The sequence below is a fragment of the Pseudorhodobacter sp. W20_MBD10_FR17 genome (genome assembly GCF_052119765.1).
Taxonomy (GTDB): Bacteria; Pseudomonadota; Alphaproteobacteria; order Rhodobacterales; family Rhodobacteraceae; genus Pseudorhodobacter.
Genome location: NZ_JBGQOQ010000001.1, coordinates 100,010 through 117,173, shown reverse-complemented (window position 1 = coordinate 117,173; position 17,164 = coordinate 100,010). Strand labels below are relative to the sequence as shown.

Sequence of the window (17,164 nt, the reverse complement as noted above, 5' to 3'; positions counted from 1 at the left end):
CCTTCACTTCACTTTTTTGCGGTAGAGGTTGTCGAGGTAGACAGCGAACACAAGCACCGAGCCGACGACGATTTGCTGGATAGAGGTATCAAACCCGATCAGCACCATGCCGGTTTGCAAGCTTTGCATCACCAACGCACCCAGAATGGCGCCGTAAATCGTGCCCAAACCGCCTGCCAAGGACGTGCCGCCAATCACGGCTGCCGCGATGACGTACAGCTCATCAAATACACCCAACGCGTTGGTGGCCGAGTTCAGGCGCGCCGAGGCAACCACACCGGCAAGACCAGCCAGCATTCCCATCAGCGCAAAGATTTTTAGCGTCATCCACTTGGTATTGATGCCTGCCAGTGCCGCCGCCTCGGGGTTGCCACCGATGGCAAACACATAGCGGCCAAACCGCGTGCGGGTCATCAGAACCGTCATGCAAATGCCAACAGCCACCAAAATCAGCACCGGAATGGCAAAGCCGTGGCTGATAAACAGACCTTCGGGGGGCACGGTGATATTATTTGCCTTGGCATAGGCGTTCACAATCCCCTTGGGCCACGGATAGGCGTTTACCAACAGCACCGACCCGATAATCGCACCGCAACCGACCACGGCCAGAAACGCCTCGGCCCACATTGGGCGCAGTTTGAAATCGTGCATAATGCGTTGCTTGCGGCCCGAATGCAGCATCCAGATCACACCGGCACAGGCCAACAGCCCGACGATCCAGCTGCCTGTCGCCCCCACCGCGCCGTAAGGGCCACCGCCCAGCAGCGCAAAGTTTTCATCGACCGGTGAAATTGTCCGTCCGCCTGCCGATAGGAACGCACAACCGCGCCACACCAGCAAGCCGCCCAGCGTTACGATAAACGCGGGGATGCCGCGATAGGCGATCAGCCAGCCTTGGAACATCCCGATCAACGCGCCGGCAACCATGCCAACGATCACCGCGAGGATCCAGATGAACGGGCTGCCAAGGCCGATCAGCGGCGGCAAAACGTTCACCTGCAACAGGCCCATGATCATCGCCGTCAGGCCCAGCACCGCGCCAACCGACAAGTCGATGTTGCGGGTGACGATTACCAAAACCATCCCTGTGGCCATGATGCCGATGGATGAGGTTTGGACCGAAAGGTTCCAAAGGTTGCGCGGCGTCAGGAAAAACCCGCCATTGCCGAAAATCGCGCCGTAAAAGTGAAAGCCAAACCAGATCAACAACAATGCGCCGACCATGCCCATCAAGCGCGTGTCAATTTCAGTCGCGCGCAAAAAGCGGTTCAGCAAGGATACGTTTTGGTCGGTCTTGGGGGTGGATGTATCGGTCATATCCGGGTCCAACGAATAAGGGGAATGGGGTGCAGGCAATCGTCCCGAGGGAATACCCCCGAGGTGCCAAACGCAAACCATCAGCCATGTCAGGAAAGGGAAATCCGGCACCAACGCTGTGGCTGGTGCCGGAAAGGGCTTAAGCGATTACTCGCAAGCTGCAACGCCAGCCATTGCGCCTTCACAAGCCATCTCTTTAGAGATGTGGCCCGCGTCGATTGCAAGGTTCAGCGTGTCTTTGGTGATCGGGGTTGGCTTCAGCAAAATGGCGTTCATCTCAACGCCTTTTTCGCCACCGTTAAACTTGGTCGCGCCGTCGATTGCGCCCATTTCGGTGCCTTCAGCCAAAGCAGCTGCGATTTCGCCCGCTGCTTTACCCAGTTGACGCGAGTCTTTCCAAACCGAAACGGTTTGGCTGCCGCGTGCTACGCGGTTGATCGCTGCCAAATCGCCGTCTTGGCCGCCAACAGGAATAACAAGGCCCTGCGCTGCCAAAGCTGCAACAACGCCGCCGGCCATACCATCGTTTTCGGCCAGAACAGCATCAACTGCGTTGTTGTTTGCGGTCAGGATCTGCTCCATGTTCTTTTGCGCGTTTTCAGGCTTCCACCCGTCCGAGAACGCTTCGCCAACGATCTTGATCTTGCCCGAAGCTACGTCCGCGCCGATCACTTCCATCATGCCTTCCAGCAAGAAAGCGGCGTTCGGATCACCTGGGTCGCCCTTGATGATCGCATAGTTGCCATCGGGTTTCACAGCCATAACGGTTTCGGCGATGATCGAGCCGACGCCTTTGTTATCGAATGTCAGATAGAAGGTGCGGTCATCTTCGATCAGACGGTCATAGCCGATCATCGGAATGGCTTCGGAAGCGGCTTTGTCAATCGCTGGGCCAATGGCGTCTTTGTCCCATGCGTTGATGATCAGCGCGTTTGCACCTTGAGCGATCAGCGCTTCGATATCGGTCAACTGCTTGGCCGAAGAAGACTGTGCGTCCGACGAAATGTATGTATCGCCAGCGGCTTCAATCGCGGCTTTCATCGCGGCTTCGTCAATCTTCCAGCGCTCTTCTTGAAAGCTGGCCCAAGACACGCCGATGATTTTACCTTCGGCCAGAGCTGCTGATGAAAAACCTGCCGTTGCGATGACGGCCAGCAAAATTGCGTTACGCATGTGTTTCCTCCCTGTGGAATCGACCCTTTGCGGGCCGGCCCGACGGATTCGCCGGTACAGTTTCTATCTAGTCGTTAATAAATTCAGTTGTCAAAATAAAAATAACTGTCACAATGTATTTGTTGCCGATTATATGATCGATAATGCCGCGCTGCAGCGGAAGTATTGGCTATTTGGTGGAAAAGACCCAATTTTTAATTCGATGGATGAACTAATGATGCCGCAAGTGCGAGATAGCTCTGCCTCAAACGCTGTGCCGGGCTGCGGTCCGCTCATTCCTCCGCTATCAGATGCGCTGCGCCCGTTACGGCAGCAAATCTTTGAACGGGTGCGCGCGGCGGGCCAAATTGCGCGGGTGCAGGTGGCCAAAGAATTGGGCGTCAGCCCTGCATCGGTGACGACCGGTGTGTCCGAGTTGATCGAGGCTGGTCTGCTGGAAGAGGTGATCGCCCCGCGCGAAGGTGATGCTGGACGTGGCCGCCCCGCCGTTGCCTTGGGCGTGCGGGCCTGCGCCCATCGCGTGGCCGGAATGAAGCTGTCAGACCGCGAGCATACCGCCGTCATCGTCGATTTCGCGGGTAACGTCATCGCGGATGAGGTGGTGCAGCGCACCCCCGGCGCGATGTCCTTGCCGCAGTTGTTTCAGGCAATGGAAACCCTGCTGGACAGCGTTTGTGCCAAGGCAGGGATTGAACGCACGGCGCTTACGGCGCTGGGGCTTGGTGTGCCGGGGTTTGTGGACAGTGGCGCAGGGCAGGTGATGTGGTCGTCGGTTATGGCTGACAGGGGCGTTGATTTGGCCGCCCTTGCCACGGCGCATCTGGGCCTTGCCGTGCATATTGATAACGACGCCAACCTCGTCACGCTGGCCGAGCTGTGGTTCGGCGCGGGGCGTGGTTTGCCCGATTTTGCAGTGGTGACGATTGAGCATGGCGTGGGCATGGGCGTCGTAGTGAACCACCGCATCTATCGCGGCGCGCATGGGCTGGGAATGGAGTTGGGCCATACAAAAGTGCAGCTTGACGGTGCGCTTTGTCGCTGTGGCCAGCGTGGCTGCCTAGAGGCCTATGTCGCCGATTATGCACTGGCGCGTGAGGCATCAACCGCGCTGAACTGGGTTGGCAAGGATGGACAGTCGATCAACGTGCTGCTGGAAAGCCTGTATGACCATGCCAAGGCCGGCAATGCGGCGGCGCGATCAATCTTTCGCCGCGCGGGGCGGTATTTGGCAGTGGGTTTGTCAAATGTGGTGAACTTGTTTGACCCGTCTTTGATTATTCTAAGCGGCGAGAGGATGCGCTATGACTATCTCTATGCTGCTGATACTTTGGCAGAAATGGAAAACCTTGCCATCGCCACCGGCCGCCCCCGCCCCCCGATTGAGATACACGCTTGGGGCGATTTGCTGTGGGCGCAGGGGGCTGCGGCCTTGGCGCTTTCGGCGGTGACCGAGGGGCTGCTGGCGGGCAATCGAGACGGGCTGCGTGAGGTGGCGGCGCAATGAGGGGCCTTGCTGTATTGGTTTTTCTAGCCGCAGCCCATGCCGCCGTGGCCGACCCCAGTTTCAAAGACCGCGCGGCGGCTTTGCCCGCCCGAGTGGTCTATGCGGGTGAATGGGAGCATTTCGTCGGCGGCGGCGTGGCGATATTGGATTGCAACGCAGATGCGCGGCCTGACCTGTTTGTCGCGGGCGGTACGGCGCCTGCCGCGTTGCTGGTTAATACGACTTTGGACAAGGGCGATATTACCTTTGCGGCGGCTGATCTGGCCCCAATAACAGACGTAACCGGTGCCTATCCGCTGGATATAAACGGTGACGGTTTGCTCGATTTAGCCGTGCTGCGCGTTGGCCCAGATGTGTTTTTGCAGGGCGAACCCGATTGCAAGTTCCATGACGCCACCGCCGAATGGGGCCTGCAAACCGGCGATCAGTGGTCCACCGCCTTTACCGCCACATGGGAGGCGGGGCAAAACTGGCCCACCCTTGCGATCGGCCATTACGTAGACCGCAGCCGCGCCGATGGCCCGTTTGAGGCCTGCGATATCAATAGCCTGTTCCGGCCCCAAGCAGGCGGTTACGGCGCAGCGGAAACGCTTTCCCCCGGATTTTGCGCATTGTCGATGCTGTTTTCCGATTGGAAACGCAGCGGCACCCCCGACCTGCGCATCTCAAACGACCGGCATTACTATGTGCGTGGCGGGTATGAGGAAATGTGGCATTTGAACCCGCTGGTACCCTATGCGCAGGCCGATTGGCCCCGCTTTTCGCTATGGGGGATGGGGATTGCCAGCCGCGATATTACAGGCGACGGGTTGCCCGAGGTGATGATGACCTCGATGGGCGACCAGCTGTTGCAATTCAACACCGGCGCCGGCTTTGAAAACGCGCCGTTCAGTTTGGGCACCTATGCGCACCAACCCTATAGCGGCGATGATGGCCGCCCTAGCACCGGTTGGCATGCCGAGTTTGGCGATGTTGATAATGACGGTCGTGATGATCTGTTCATCGCCAAAGGCAACGTTGACCAAATGCCGTCGAACGCGATGCACGACCCCAACAACCTGCTGATGCAAGGCGCGGATGGGGTGTTTGTTGAAAAGGGCGGCGTGGCGGGGATTGGCACGACGATGCGGTCGCGCGGGGCAGGCTTGGTTGATCTGAACGCCGATGGATTGCTGGATATCGTCGTTGTGAACCGCCGTGCGCCGATGGAGATTTGGCAAAACACCACAGCAGATACAGGCCATTGGCTGGGGGTTTCCCTTAAGGGCAAAGACAATACCCAAGCCGTTGGCGCGTGGATAGAGCTGCGCGTGGGTGGGAGGGTGCAATCGCGAGAGATGACCGTGGGCGGCGGCCATGCCTCGGGCCAAGCGGGGCCGCAGCACTTTGGGCTGGGCGTAAATGACAGCGCCGAGCTTCGGGTGATTTGGCCCGATGGTACGGCAGGCGACTGGACCACTGTCACCGCCGATCAGGTTGTGACGCTTAGTCCCTAGCGGTCAATCGGCAAGCCACTGGGCACTGTGGCGGGAATGCCAAGCCGTCCTGCAATGGCGACGGGGTCAGTCAAACCATCCAGAAACGCCATGATGGCCGTCGCCTCGGCATCAGTCAGGGGATGCGCGGGTTGGCGGATTGCGGCTTTGATCGCGGTCGACTCGGATGGGTCGTTTGTGGCGGCCCAATCATCCTTGGCTGGGGTGAATTCGGGTAGCACGGCTTGGGGTGTGTAGGCATCCAAGCCAGCCGCAGGATCGGCGTGAAACATCACAAACGCGCGCAAATCGCTATGGCTGCCCGCGTGGCCGTAAGGTGCGGTCGCCGTGACATTGCGCAAGGATGGCGTGCGAAAGGCATAGGCATCCTCGGGGCGGTTTGTCACCCGAATGCGGCCCAAATCGCGTTGGTTTGTCTCGAAACGCTCGGTTTTTCCGGGGCCAAGCTGGGGCGTGCCCATCGCGTGAAAGCTTTGGTCGGTTAGCAACGGGCCTGTGTGGCAGGTGCTGCACCCCGCCGTGCCATAAAACAAATCGGCCCCTGTGGCGGCAAGCGGCGGCAAGGGGGCTTGGCCCCGCAACCATGCGTCAAAGGGTGCGGTATCAGACCGCCATTCAAAGCTGACAAAGGCCGCGATCGCATTGGAAATATCGGTGAAATGGATCGCACGACCCCCGCCAATCTCGGGATAGACGGCTGCAAACTGCTGTTGGTAGGCGGGAATGGCGGCCACGCGTGCTGCGATCTTTTCCCACGCGCCATTTGGGCCGGTTAGCTGGCCAGTGCGCACGGCCTTGGAGATCTCATTTTCCGAATAATGGCCGGCCATTTCATCGGGTGACAGCACCGGAAACATGCTCTGCGCCGATAAAAGCGAGGCGAAACCGCTGACCATCTCATCCTCAAGCGGGGTGCGAAAACCGGTGGGGCGGGTGGCGTCTGCCTCTATCCGGCCATCGTGAAACAGGCTGCGCAGGTCCAAAATCCCAAGGTTAAACAGCGCGGGCGCGTTGCGGGGGATGCGTTGCTCGGGCATGTCGGCTGGGTCGGGGTGGCGATCAGGGCCAAGGCCAATGCCGCCCTCGCCCAAAGACAGTGACACACCATCGGCTGTGCCAAAGCGCGGATGATGGCAGGTGCCACACGAAATGTTACGGTTTCCCGAAAGCTCGGCGTCCCAGAACAACAGCTGGCCCAACGCCACCTCATCCGCCGAATGCGGCCTGAAATCGGCATCGGTTAGTGGTTTGGGCCGTGTTTCGGCCTGCGCGGGCTGTGCCACCGCCGCAATCAGCGCGAGTAGGGGTATGTATGGGTGCATTGTGTCCTCCGTTACGCAACATATGCTGCTGTTGCCTGAAACAGAAAGCCCAAAAACTGGCCCATTGTTGCCTATTTGGTGAAACACACTAGGTAGTTTCGTTGTATCACTATGCCGACAGTGCAATACATGTAGTAGTTAAGTCGTATGAACGTCGGGCAGGAGACAGGATGCAGTGGTTTAAGCACAAAGGGTTGGGCGTTGTTACGCTTTTGCTTGGCGCCACGCTTGCGTTTCCTGATCCTGTCAAAGCGTTGGATAAGTTGGACTTTAATGTCGCCGGTGGTGATAAGGATGTAGAATCCGCCCTGCGCGGCGCGTCTTTGCTGCTGGCCGCGCAAGATGAGGGCACAACCAACCCCCAAGACCTTTTGGCCTCGGCGCGGGCGGAATACGGGCGGCTGGTCGGCGCGCTTTATGCGATGGGCCGCTATTCCGGCGTTGTGACTATTCTGGTTGATGGGCGTGAGGCGGCCGATATTCCGCCTTTGGATGCTCCCAGCACGATCGGCACGATAACCCTTAACGTCGATCCGGGCCCGGTTTTCACCTTTTCCAAAGCCAACATTACGCCGCTTGCTGCTGATACCAAGCTGCCCGAAGGGTTTCGCATCGGGGGGGCTGCGGAAAGCGATGTTATTTCGGGTGCGGCCTCGGCTGCTGTGGATGGCTGGCGCAATGCAGGCCACGCCAAGGCCGATGTGACCGGCCAAGACCTGACGGCAGACCACAAGGCCAACACGTTATCCGCCGACCTGACGGTAACTGCTGGCCCGCGTCTGCGCTTTGGTGAATTGCGTGTAAGCGGCCAAGAGCGGATGCGCCTGAACCGGATCATTAAGATCGCGGGTCTGCCAAGCGGCGAACAATACAGCCCCAAAGAACTGGAAGATGCCGCTGAGCGTCTGCGCCGCACGGGGGTTTTCAGCTCGGTCGCGCTGGTTGAAGATGAAAAAATTACCGTGCCTGATGTGCTGGGGATTTCGCTGAAAGTGGCCGAAGAAAAGCTGCGCCGCTATAGCTATGGTGCCGAGATTGGCAGCAGCGAAGGCGCAAAGCTGACGGGGTATTGGTTGCACCGCAACCTGTTTGGCGGCGGCGAACGCTTTAAGGTCGAAGGCGAGGTTGCCCAGATAGGCGCACAAGATAGTGGCGTCGATTATGCGCTTGGCTTTACCATCGATCGGCCGGCAACCTTTAGCCCCGATACCACAGGTACGGCCTTTTTGAATTTCGGGCATGAGGATGAAGCGGATTACGTCTCGGATTATGTCGAAACGGGCCTTGGGTTTACCCATTATTGGTCACGCGAAATCACGGCGCGGGTCGGGCTGGAGTATTCGCAATCACGGGTGCAATACACCTCGACCACCGAAAATTACAGCAACCTTGCGCTGCCGGTTGGGGGGAATTGGGACAAACGCAATTCAAAAACCGACGCGACCCAAGGGTTTTATGTTGATGCCGAGGCCGCGCCGTTTTTGGGGTTTGGCACCACAGATTCCGGCTTTAAGCTAGAGGTGGATGCCCGTGCCTACCGTGGGTTTGGTGAAAATGACCGTGTTACCTTTGCGGCCCGTTTGCAGGCCAAAGGTGTGTTTGGGGCGTCGATCGATAACCTGTCGCCAGATTATCTATATTATTCGGGCGGCGGCGGTACAGTGCGCGGGCAGTCCTATCAATCGCTTGGCTTTACCTCGTCCGTCACGGGTGACACCACAGGCGGCACCGGCTTTTTGGGCGCGTCGTTTGAAGTGCGTGCCAAAGTGACCAACAGCATCGGCGTTGTAGGCTTTGCAGATTTTGGCCAAATCGCGAATGACGGCATGTTTGGCGGTGACACGCTTAGCCATGCAGGCGCTGGGTTTGGTTTGCGGTATGCCACCGGTTTTGGGCCTATCCGGCTTGATGTTGGGGTTCCGGTTTCGGGTGGGGGCAGCGGTGCCCAAGTCTATGTTGGCATAGGACAATCTTTCTGATGCGCAAAATATTGATTTCATTTCTGGTATTCCTGCTGCTGCCCTTTGCGGCATTGGCCCAATCCGATGATCGTGACACGCTGACCGCGTTTCTAGAAGACAACCTGTCAGGCAGTGGCCGCAAGGTAACTGTCACCGGCTTTACCGGCGCGTTTTCATCGCAGGCCCAGATTGACAGCCTGACCATCGCCGATAGCGAAGGTGTTTGGCTGACCCTAAACAAGGTCGTGCTGGATTGGAGCCGCGCGTCCCTATTGCGCGGCGTGGTGAACGTGACCGAACTGACGGCCGATGAGGTGATCGTCGCGCGCAAACCTGTTGCGGATCCGGATGCCATTCCCAGCCCCGAGGCGACAGGCTTTACCCTGCCCGAGTTGCCGGTCTCTGTTAGCATCAAAAAGCTAGAGGCCAAGCGTCTTGTGCTGGGGCCGACCGTGCTGGGCGAAGACGTCGAAGCGACACTTTCAGCCTCGTTAGAGCTGGACGGTGGCGAAGGCAGCACGGTTCTTTCGCTGGTGCGCACAGGCGATGGGCCAAGTGGCGCGCTGACGCTAAAGGCCAGCTATGCCAACGCAAACAAGCAGCTTGATATTGACCTGAACATGACCGAAGCCGCCGGTGGCCTTGCCAGTACCTTGCTTGCCCTGCCAGACAGCCCCTCTATCGTGTTGAACGTGCAGGGCACTGGCCCGCTTGATGATTTCGCGGCCAATCTGAACCTGCAAACTGACGGCCAAGAGCGCCTGTTGGGCGAGGTGGTGCTGAAGGGTCAAACCGACGGTGCGCAAAAGTTTACCGTTAGCCTGAATGGTGATGTCGCGCCGCTGTTCGTACCCGAATATGCTGAATTTTTTGGCCCCGAGGTTAACATAAAAGCCGAAGGTCAGTGCAGCACCGCAGGCCAGCTTGACCTGACTGCACTGTCGGTTGATGCGCGCGCGTTGCAGCTTGATGGCGCGGCAGTGATCGCCGCCGATGGCTTGCCACAAATGCTGACCTTGGTTGGGCGTTTAGGCCTGCCGAGCGGCGAGCCTGTGCTTTTGCCCTTTGGTGGCACGGATGAGACCCGCGTTGCCGCAGCCGATTTGCGCCTGAATTTTGATGCAAACAAAGGCGAAGGCTGGAGCGCGGCTGTGAATATGACCGAGATGGTGCGCAGCGATGTCACGGTTGGCACGGCACAAATTATCGGCTCGGGGCGGATTAACCGGCGGTCGGGTATTGGCGGTACCATCGTTGGTGGTACGCTGAACATTGCAGCCGAAAATGTGATTTTGGCCGATGCGGGGCTGGCGCAGGCTTTGGGCCAAGATATCAACGGCAAGCTGATCTTTGATTGGCAAAAGGGCGGGCTTGGTTTTCATATTGGTCGGCTGGAACTGATTGAGGACGGCTATAAAATTGCAACTTCGGCGCGTTTGGGCACCTTTGAAAGCGGCTTTCGGTCGCGTGGGATTGTTGATGCCGAATATGACGATCTGTCGCGTTTATCCATTTTGGCAGGGCGCCCGCTGGGGGGCAAAGGCGCGTTTCGCATAAGCGGCCAAATCGTGCCGTTGGGCGGCGAATTTGATGCCACGGCAGCGGTAAAGGGCACCGATATCAGCGTTGGCATTGATGAGGTTGATAGCCTGTTGCAGGGGGACTCGACGGTAGATTTTGCGATTGCGCGGTCGAAAAAGGGGACGTTCCTGCGCAGTCTGAATATCAAGGCGCAGCAGCTTGTTGCCACCGCCAAGGGGACTCTGGCGACGGATGGCAGCGATGTGAAAGGCAATTTGACCTTTGCCGATCTGGGCGCGCTGGGCGCGAAATACGGCGGCAGCCTGAACGCGGCTGCAAGCTTTACTGGCACAGTTGCCGATGGCCGCATCACGCTGGATGGCACGGCGATTGACCTGCGGGTTGGCCAGCAACAGGCCGATGCTTTGATCGCGGGGGTAAGTGAGCTGTCGGTGGCAATCGGTATTCGCGATAAGCGGTTGGAGCTGGAAAAGGCCGATATCCGCAATCCGCAACTGAACGCCCAAGCAACAGGCTATTTAGATGCGGCGGGCAGTGATGTGACGGCCAACCTGTCTTTGCCCGATTTGTCGCCTTTGGGCGCGGGCTATGGCGGCGCATTGCAAGCGGTGGTGACGGCAAAAGGGACGGTCGAAAACGGGCGTATCACGTTGAAAGGGCAGGGCAATGGGCTTGCCGTTGGTGTGGCGCAGGCTGATGGGTTGCTGCAAGGGGCCAGTATTCTTGATACAGCGGTGAACATTCGCGATGGCCGAGTTGAGATTGACACAGCCAGCCTGTCAAACCCGCAAATCAGTGCCAATCTTGATGGCTATTATGACCCCGCAGGCAGCGATATTTCGGCCAATCTGTCCTTGCCCAGCCTGTCGCCTATCGGCGGCGGCTATCGTGGCGCATTGCAGGCCGTGGTTACGGCCAAAGGCACGCTTGATGCAGGGCGCATTGAACTGTCGGGCCAAGGCGATAACCTTGCGATTGGCAATGCCGAGGCGGATAGCCTGCTGCGGGGACAAAGCACAGTTAAGGCGGCGGTGAACTTCCGCGACCGCAAGCTGGAGATTGAAACGGCGACCCTGTCAAACCCGCAACTTTCGGCAAGTGCGACGGGCTCTGTGACCGAGGCCGTGCGTACCGTGCAGCTAGAGGCGCGGCTGGCCAACTTGGCGCTGATTATATCCGATTTTCCGGGGGCTGTAACGGTTTCAGGAACAGCCATTGAAAACGGCGAAGGTGTTACGCTTGACCTTACGGGCACCGGCCCCGGTGGCATTGATGCGCGGATTGCAGGGCGGATTGCGCCAAGTTTCAATAGCGCAGATTTGGCGATCACAGGGTCGGCCCAAGCGGCACTGGCGAACGCCTTTCTTGGCGCGCGCACGATTTCCGGGCAAACCCAGTTTGATTTGCGGTTGAACGGGCCGTTTGCACTGTCGTCGCTGTCGGGGCGTGGCAGCCTAAGCGGCGGGCGGTTTTCGGCGCCAAATCTGGCGTTTAGCTTGCAAGATATTGCCTCGACCGTCACGTTGGGGGGCAATGCACTGCAACTTAGCCTGACGTCAGCCCCCAGCACCGGCGGTACGTTGGCGGTGGATGGCAGCATCGGTTTGGCGTTGCCCAATACGGCCGATCTCCGCATCACATTGCGCAATGCGGTGCTGAAAGATCCCAATCTTTACTCTGTTTCCTTGGGTGGCGATGTGACCATTCAAGGGCCGCTGACCGGTGGCGCAGTGATTGGCGGAACCATCCGCATTTCCGAAGCCGAGTTGCAGGTGCCGACGACGGGGTTTTCGTCAATCGGGTCGTTGCCGGGGCTAAAGCACATGAACGAGCCTGCTGCGGTTAAAGAAACACGCTATAAGGCGGGGCTTATTGACCTTGGGCAAAGCGATGGTGCCGAAAGCGCTGCGCGCCCCTTTGGCCTGAACCTGACGATCGATGCCCCTCGCAGTATTTATCTGCGCGGTCGTGGCATTGATGCCGAGTTTGGCGGCAATGTGGTTATCCGTGGTACCACCAACAGCCCTGCACCGAGCGGCGCGTTTGAACTGATCCGCGGCCGGCTTGACATCTTGGGCAAACGGCTGGATCTGACCGAGGCGCAAATGTTGTTGCAGGGCGATCTTATCCCCAGCTTGAATATCATTGCGACCAATGAGGGCGATGATGTGACCACCTCGGTTGTGATTTCTGGTCGCGCCGATGATCCCGAAATCACCTTCACTTCAAGCCCGGACTTGCCGCAAGAAGAGGTGCTGGCACAGCTGCTGTTCGGCCGTGACCTGTCATCAATTTCGGCGCTGCAAGCCGCGCAGCTTGCATCTGCGGTGGCCAGCCTTGCCGGTAAAGGTGGCGATGGTATCGTGGGGAACCTGCGCAAAAGCTTTGGCTTGGATGATCTTGATTTGACAACAGATTCCGAGGGCAATGTTTCGCTAAAAGCCGGTAAATACCTGACTGAGAAAGTCTATACCGAGGTTGAAGTGGATCAGCAGGGGCAAAGCCAAATCAACCTGAATCTTGACCTGAAGAAAAACGTCACCGTGCGCGGCTCGGTTTCGGCCGAGGGCGAGACGGGGATCGGGATATTCGTGCAAAAGGATTATTGAGGCGCGGGGTAACGGCGGCCTTCGATTTCGGCATCAATGGCGGCCCCTAGTAATACGGAAAATGCCGAAAGGTAGAACCACATCAGCAAGGCTACAACGGCCCCGATAGAGCCATAAACTTGGTTGTAATTGGCAAAGTTTCCAAGATAGAAAACCAACCCGCGTGACACGGCGATCCAAAGTGCGAGCGCAAAAAAGGCGCCAATTGTCAGGAATGGCGAGCGCTTCTCGCGGCGTGGGCGGTTTGGCCCAAGCCGGTAGGCAATCGCGATGCTAAGCATTACCAACAATACGCCGACAAGAAAGTTCGTCAGCCGCAACGCGTTGGCAGTGGCGGCGCCCAAGGGCAGGAAGTCGATGATTAGGGGCATTACAACGGCCAATGTCATGCCGGAAAGGACTAGGCCAATCAGGACCAGCGTGACAATAAAGGCCCTCAGCACATGATGCACGCCGCTGCGGCTTGGCAGGCCGTGAATGGCATTGATACCGCTAATCAGGGCGCTTACCCCCGCCCGCGCCGACCACAGTGCAAACACCGTAGATAAAACTGTCGCTACCCCAAGGCTCCGCGAATTCGTGGCTAAAATGCGCTGTACTTGGCCATATAGCAGATCATAAGCCTCATCCGGTAAATAGCTTGCTGCAAGGTTGAGTTCGGTTTGCACGACGGTCGGATCGGCGACAAAACCCCAAATAGTGATGACAGCCGCCAAGGCTGGAAAAACGGCAAGAAAGCCGAAGAAGGCGATACCGGCTGCAATCAGGCCAATCTGTGCATTTGACACACGGTTCCAGACCCGCAATGAGTGTTGATAAAATGCCTTGATCACTCTGGCCCTTTTGTTTGGTTAGGGCAGACATAATACTACGGGCTAAGTATAGCAAACCAATACGGCCCGCCAAAAGCGGGCCATTTCAATTTTGGGGGTATAACAGGCCAGAATTAGTGGCTGCCTGAACCGCTTTTCGACCCGGCGCTTACAACGCCCATAACAACGACTGAGCTTGCAATAATGCTGAGTGTAGTGGTCGCACCCAAGGTGCCAAAACCAACACCAACACCACCAGCAGGGACCGAAGTGACAATGGCTGGAGTTATAGTTTGAGCAATCGCTACGGTTGAAGACGCAGCAATTGCGGCGGCAGTAATTATTCCAAAACACATTTTCATAGGCGCTCTTTCTCGTTAAAAAATCCATCGTCAAGCTTGCATGGACGTAATAATGTCAAAAATCCCTGTTCAAATCAACGCTATTGTAGTTGTTCGACCGTGACATAACCGATTGAATTACTTAAAAATTGATGTGATTTTCGTATTTTTCCACCAGCTTCGATCCAAAATGTGTTTGAGAATCTGCCAGACGGACCACTACAGGTTTCGGTCGTGCGGTGGGTTGCATAATTGCGTTCAACCACTGTAATCGTTTCCGCCACTTGGCCAATCATCCTGCATTCGAATTGGAGCTGAACAGGTTTATCCTCGCCATCCAAGACAGTGTGAACGCGTAGATGTGTCGTGTTTTCGTGCTGCAGTTGCGCAACTTTCGGCACTGCGGCAGACATCAGGTCCTCACCCAAACCACGCGATGCGACTATGATACCATTGCGCATCGAAAGAGATTTTTTGTCTTGTGACGCCCAAGTTTCAACGTTGCCATTTGCACCGATTTTAAAAATTGCAGCTTGGGCGCCACGACTTTCAATCGTGACGAGTTTAAGTGGCACGGCAATACTTTGAAGTGCTGCACGCGTTACCCCAAGACTGGCGCTCGCAGGCGAATCTTTCGCACCCATGCCAGCCTGAGTTGCGGCGATCACCGCTTTATACATAACGGCTGTACCTGTACCTTCAGTTTCAGAACTGCAGGCAGACATGCCGAAGATCGCAAGCAGCAGTTGCAAGACCATCCGGGGAACGTTCAGCTTCATTTCCAGAACCTTCCGAATTGATCATTAATTGCATCGGCTTGATAGCCGCGAACGGATTCGTAGAGCCGACCATCGACGTCAAGGCGTGCGCCACCATCCCGCAGGAAAGGTCGTAATTCGATCGGTGCTGTCGTTGGTGACGGCTTGCCAAGAATCCAATTCATAGGGACAACAATTCTTATGCCCTTATCAAAGGAGCCGCTTCCAAAATCCTTTGCTGAAACATTGGTCTTGGTTGCAAAAGCGCCTACCCGCCAGCCGTTTCCAAACAGGCGGTCAATTGAAAATGTGGCACCAATGTCGCCCGCAAGATACTTGCCAAAATCTAGTTGGGCATGAAATCCTTGTCCGATTTCATAATAGGCCGAAACATGGGCGCTAACGGTGGAATACCTGTTTGGCCCATTTACGGGGCCGGAATCGGTTTCGTACATATAAGTAGGCAGTTTAAAGCCAAAGTGTTGGTTCGGCGCGCGTTGTTTTACGTAGTTCACTTCGGCCCCTAGTGCCCAGCGGGTGCCTGCTGGCTTCCACAACACTTCTGTAGAGATGCCCCCAAACATACGTTCAAGGTAGCCGATGGAAACCCGTGTAAACAGGTCACGCGAGATCTTGGAATGCCAGTGCAGTGCTAGTTTTTCAATCGCAGTGCTGCCGTCTTTATCATAGAAATACACGGCGGACCGTACGGCTTGTAGGTGCCCGCGATCTGGCAATGGTGGGCGGTCTTTCAAGTTGCCTGCGATAACATGTGTCACCTCTCCCGACAGCACCAAGCCGGGACTGAACTGATAGCTGGCTTTTGCCGAAAGCCCGACGTCGATTTTGAACGGTGCCTTTTGATCAAAGAACCTAAACCGTGCGTTGGGGGTGATCGACCATTTATACTTTGGATAGAGATCGGGGTCGTATATCATGCCTTCTGGGGGCGTATTTTCGCCAGACACAACGATGCGTTGCGACATTTGCGCAATCGAGTCAGGTGAAAATTCCAACGACTCTAAATCGGCTCGTTTAACCGTAATCTTTGCGGCCGGAACGCCGTTGGCCAAAGGCACGATCTCAAACGTTTCAACCGAGGCTGGAAGTGTTTGGCTTAACGCGCGCGCTGTGCGCCCAATGGCCTGGGCTTTGTTATAGTAACGGGTGTTGCGAATGCGAACTTGCGCCGTCGTTGCCGAGTAGGCAATCGACTCTATAACAATGCCATCATCGTCAAGAAGTTGCGCTGTATTGCTGCGCAAAATCGGCGCCGCATCATATTGTGCAATCCACCCGGTCCCCCACGACTCTGGGTCTTTTGCACGGTTGGGCCGTGGCCTAATGGGCGTGGGCGCACTGTCAAGGATCCCACCACCTGCGCGTTTCTTTGGGTTGATGAAAAATTGGCCGGTAATGCCGAGTGTACTGCCATACATGTAATAGGCGCCAAGCCTGTAACTGTCGTTTTGTTGATATTCCACGCCAAAGTTATACGAACTTTTGCGTTTGAATGTGCCTCGGGTGGCAGCCTCTTCTGTATAGTTATCCGAAGAATACTCGCCTTTCAGCGTCCACGTGTCAGCCACTTCCCACTCCGCACCAGCAAAGGGTGCTGCGGGACCGCGAAACCACTGCTTAAGGTTAAAGTTGCCGCCGTACCCAACAATGATCGGGGGGCGGGCACCAAAGGGCGAACCAATGTCGCCGTGGCTTCCCAATCGTCCCCAGCCCAAGCCGGCGGTGACCTTTATGTTGGGTGATATGTTTTTGGTTGCCGCTATATATTCGCCAGACAGAACGCCCGTGCCGGCAAAATCCTGAAGCCCAATCGTGGCCGCCGGCACATAGCGGCCTTCATTCATCACCTGAAACCGTAAATCAAAGCTTCGATCATAATAGGTTTTGAACTGGTTGACGCCTGTTGTGCAAGACGGTTGGCAAGCGGCGGTCTTGTTCCAGTCGCGTATCCCTAAAAAACGAAAACTGGCCGAAATTCGAGGTGTAATCTGAAAAGAGAGCGTATTGCGGCTGATTGGGCCAAAATGGCTACTGGTGACGGATAGCATCCCATCTGGTTGCGCCTCAGCCGAGGGCATATCGATCATGCCAGTCGCGCCATAGAGGTTTAGGGACGGTTTGACGTCGGCCTGCACCTGAGACGTGGCGATGGATACAATAATCAAAGCCGTGCTAACGCATAACAAGCAGCGCGCCGCAAATGGATGGCGGAAAAGATTAGGAATAAACTGCATTTGGCCTCATTTTCCGAGGGCGCGCGAAGTCGCCGCCGATAGGGTAAACAATGTTTCAAATAGGTCGCGCGGTT

The 17,164-nt window shown here is 56.8% G+C and carries 11 protein-coding genes; 4 read left to right on the top strand and 7 right to left on the bottom strand.

What is annotated here, in order from left to right; all coding sequences use genetic code 11:
- Positions 1 to 3 precede the first annotated feature (3 nt).
- Positions 4 to 1,317 (bottom strand): sugar ABC transporter permease, encoded by a 1,314-nt coding sequence (locus ACEN2J_RS00595; RefSeq protein WP_442102404.1) that lies wholly within the window; start codon positions 1,315 to 1,317, stop codon positions 4 to 6.
- A 147-nt stretch (positions 1,318 to 1,464) separates the two neighbouring features.
- Complete coding sequence (locus ACEN2J_RS00590) at positions 1,465 to 2,490, bottom strand: substrate-binding domain-containing protein (protein WP_442102402.1); 1,026 nt, start codon at positions 2,488 to 2,490, stop codon at positions 1,465 to 1,467.
- Positions 2,491 to 2,704: 214 nt separating this feature from the next.
- On the opposite strand from ACEN2J_RS00590, the gene ACEN2J_RS00585 reads away from it, so the two are divergent.
- Entirely contained in the window at positions 2,705 to 3,994 is a 1,290-nt protein-coding gene (locus ACEN2J_RS00585) for an ROK family protein (RefSeq protein ID WP_442102400.1), read from the top strand.
- Positions 3,991 to 5,490 (top strand): CRTAC1 family protein, encoded by a 1,500-nt coding sequence (locus ACEN2J_RS00580; RefSeq protein ID WP_442102398.1) that lies wholly within the window; start codon positions 3,991 to 3,993, stop codon positions 5,488 to 5,490. Before ACEN2J_RS00585 ends, ACEN2J_RS00580 begins: the two co-directional genes overlap by 4 nt.
- Here ACEN2J_RS00580 and ACEN2J_RS00575 read toward each other — a convergent pair.
- On the bottom strand, positions 5,487 to 6,812 hold the full coding sequence (locus tag ACEN2J_RS00575) for a cytochrome-c peroxidase (protein ID WP_442102396.1): 1,326 nt from the start codon (positions 6,810 to 6,812) through the stop codon (positions 5,487 to 5,489). The two genes, ACEN2J_RS00580 and ACEN2J_RS00575, sit on opposite strands and share 4 nt — an antisense overlap.
- Positions 6,813 to 6,982: 170 nt before the next feature.
- Here ACEN2J_RS00575 and ACEN2J_RS00570 point away from each other — a divergent pair, with 170 nt between their 5' ends.
- Together ACEN2J_RS00570 and ACEN2J_RS00565 are read left to right on the top strand one after the other, a co-directional pair.
- On the top strand, positions 6,983 to 8,791 hold the full coding sequence (locus ACEN2J_RS00570; RefSeq protein ID WP_442102395.1) for an autotransporter assembly complex protein TamA: 1,809 nt from the start codon (positions 6,983 to 6,985) through the stop codon (positions 8,789 to 8,791).
- The gene (locus ACEN2J_RS00565) at positions 8,791 to 12,924 is read left to right on the top strand and encodes a translocation/assembly module TamB domain-containing protein (RefSeq protein ID WP_442102393.1); all 4,134 of its coding nucleotides are present in this window, start codon (positions 8,791 to 8,793) and stop codon (positions 12,922 to 12,924) included. The genes ACEN2J_RS00570 and ACEN2J_RS00565 overlap by 1 nt, the downstream gene beginning before the upstream one ends.
- On the opposite strand, the gene ACEN2J_RS00560 is transcribed toward ACEN2J_RS00565, so the two are convergent.
- The 4 genes from ACEN2J_RS00560 to ACEN2J_RS00545 form a co-directional block, all read right to left on the bottom strand.
- Entirely contained in the window at positions 12,918 to 13,757 is an 840-nt protein-coding gene (locus ACEN2J_RS00560) for a YihY/virulence factor BrkB family protein (protein ID WP_442102391.1), read from the bottom strand. The genes ACEN2J_RS00565 and ACEN2J_RS00560 overlap by 7 nt on opposite strands.
- A 113-nt stretch (positions 13,758 to 13,870) precedes the next feature.
- Positions 13,871 to 14,098 carry a hypothetical protein gene (locus tag ACEN2J_RS00555; protein WP_442102389.1) on the bottom strand — a complete coding sequence of 76 codons (228 nt, stop codon included), beginning with the start codon at positions 14,096 to 14,098 and terminating at the stop codon, positions 13,871 to 13,873.
- Between the two features lie 80 nt (positions 14,099 to 14,178).
- Entirely contained in the window at positions 14,179 to 14,856 is a 678-nt protein-coding gene (locus tag ACEN2J_RS00550) for a YjbF family lipoprotein (RefSeq protein WP_442102387.1), read from the bottom strand.
- Positions 14,853 to 17,090: a YjbH domain-containing protein gene (locus ACEN2J_RS00545; protein ID WP_442102386.1), complete on the bottom strand. Its 2,238-nt coding sequence runs from the start codon at positions 17,088 to 17,090 to the stop codon at positions 14,853 to 14,855. The genes ACEN2J_RS00550 and ACEN2J_RS00545 overlap by 4 nt, the downstream gene beginning before the upstream one ends.
- Positions 17,091 to 17,164: the final 74 nt, after the last annotated feature.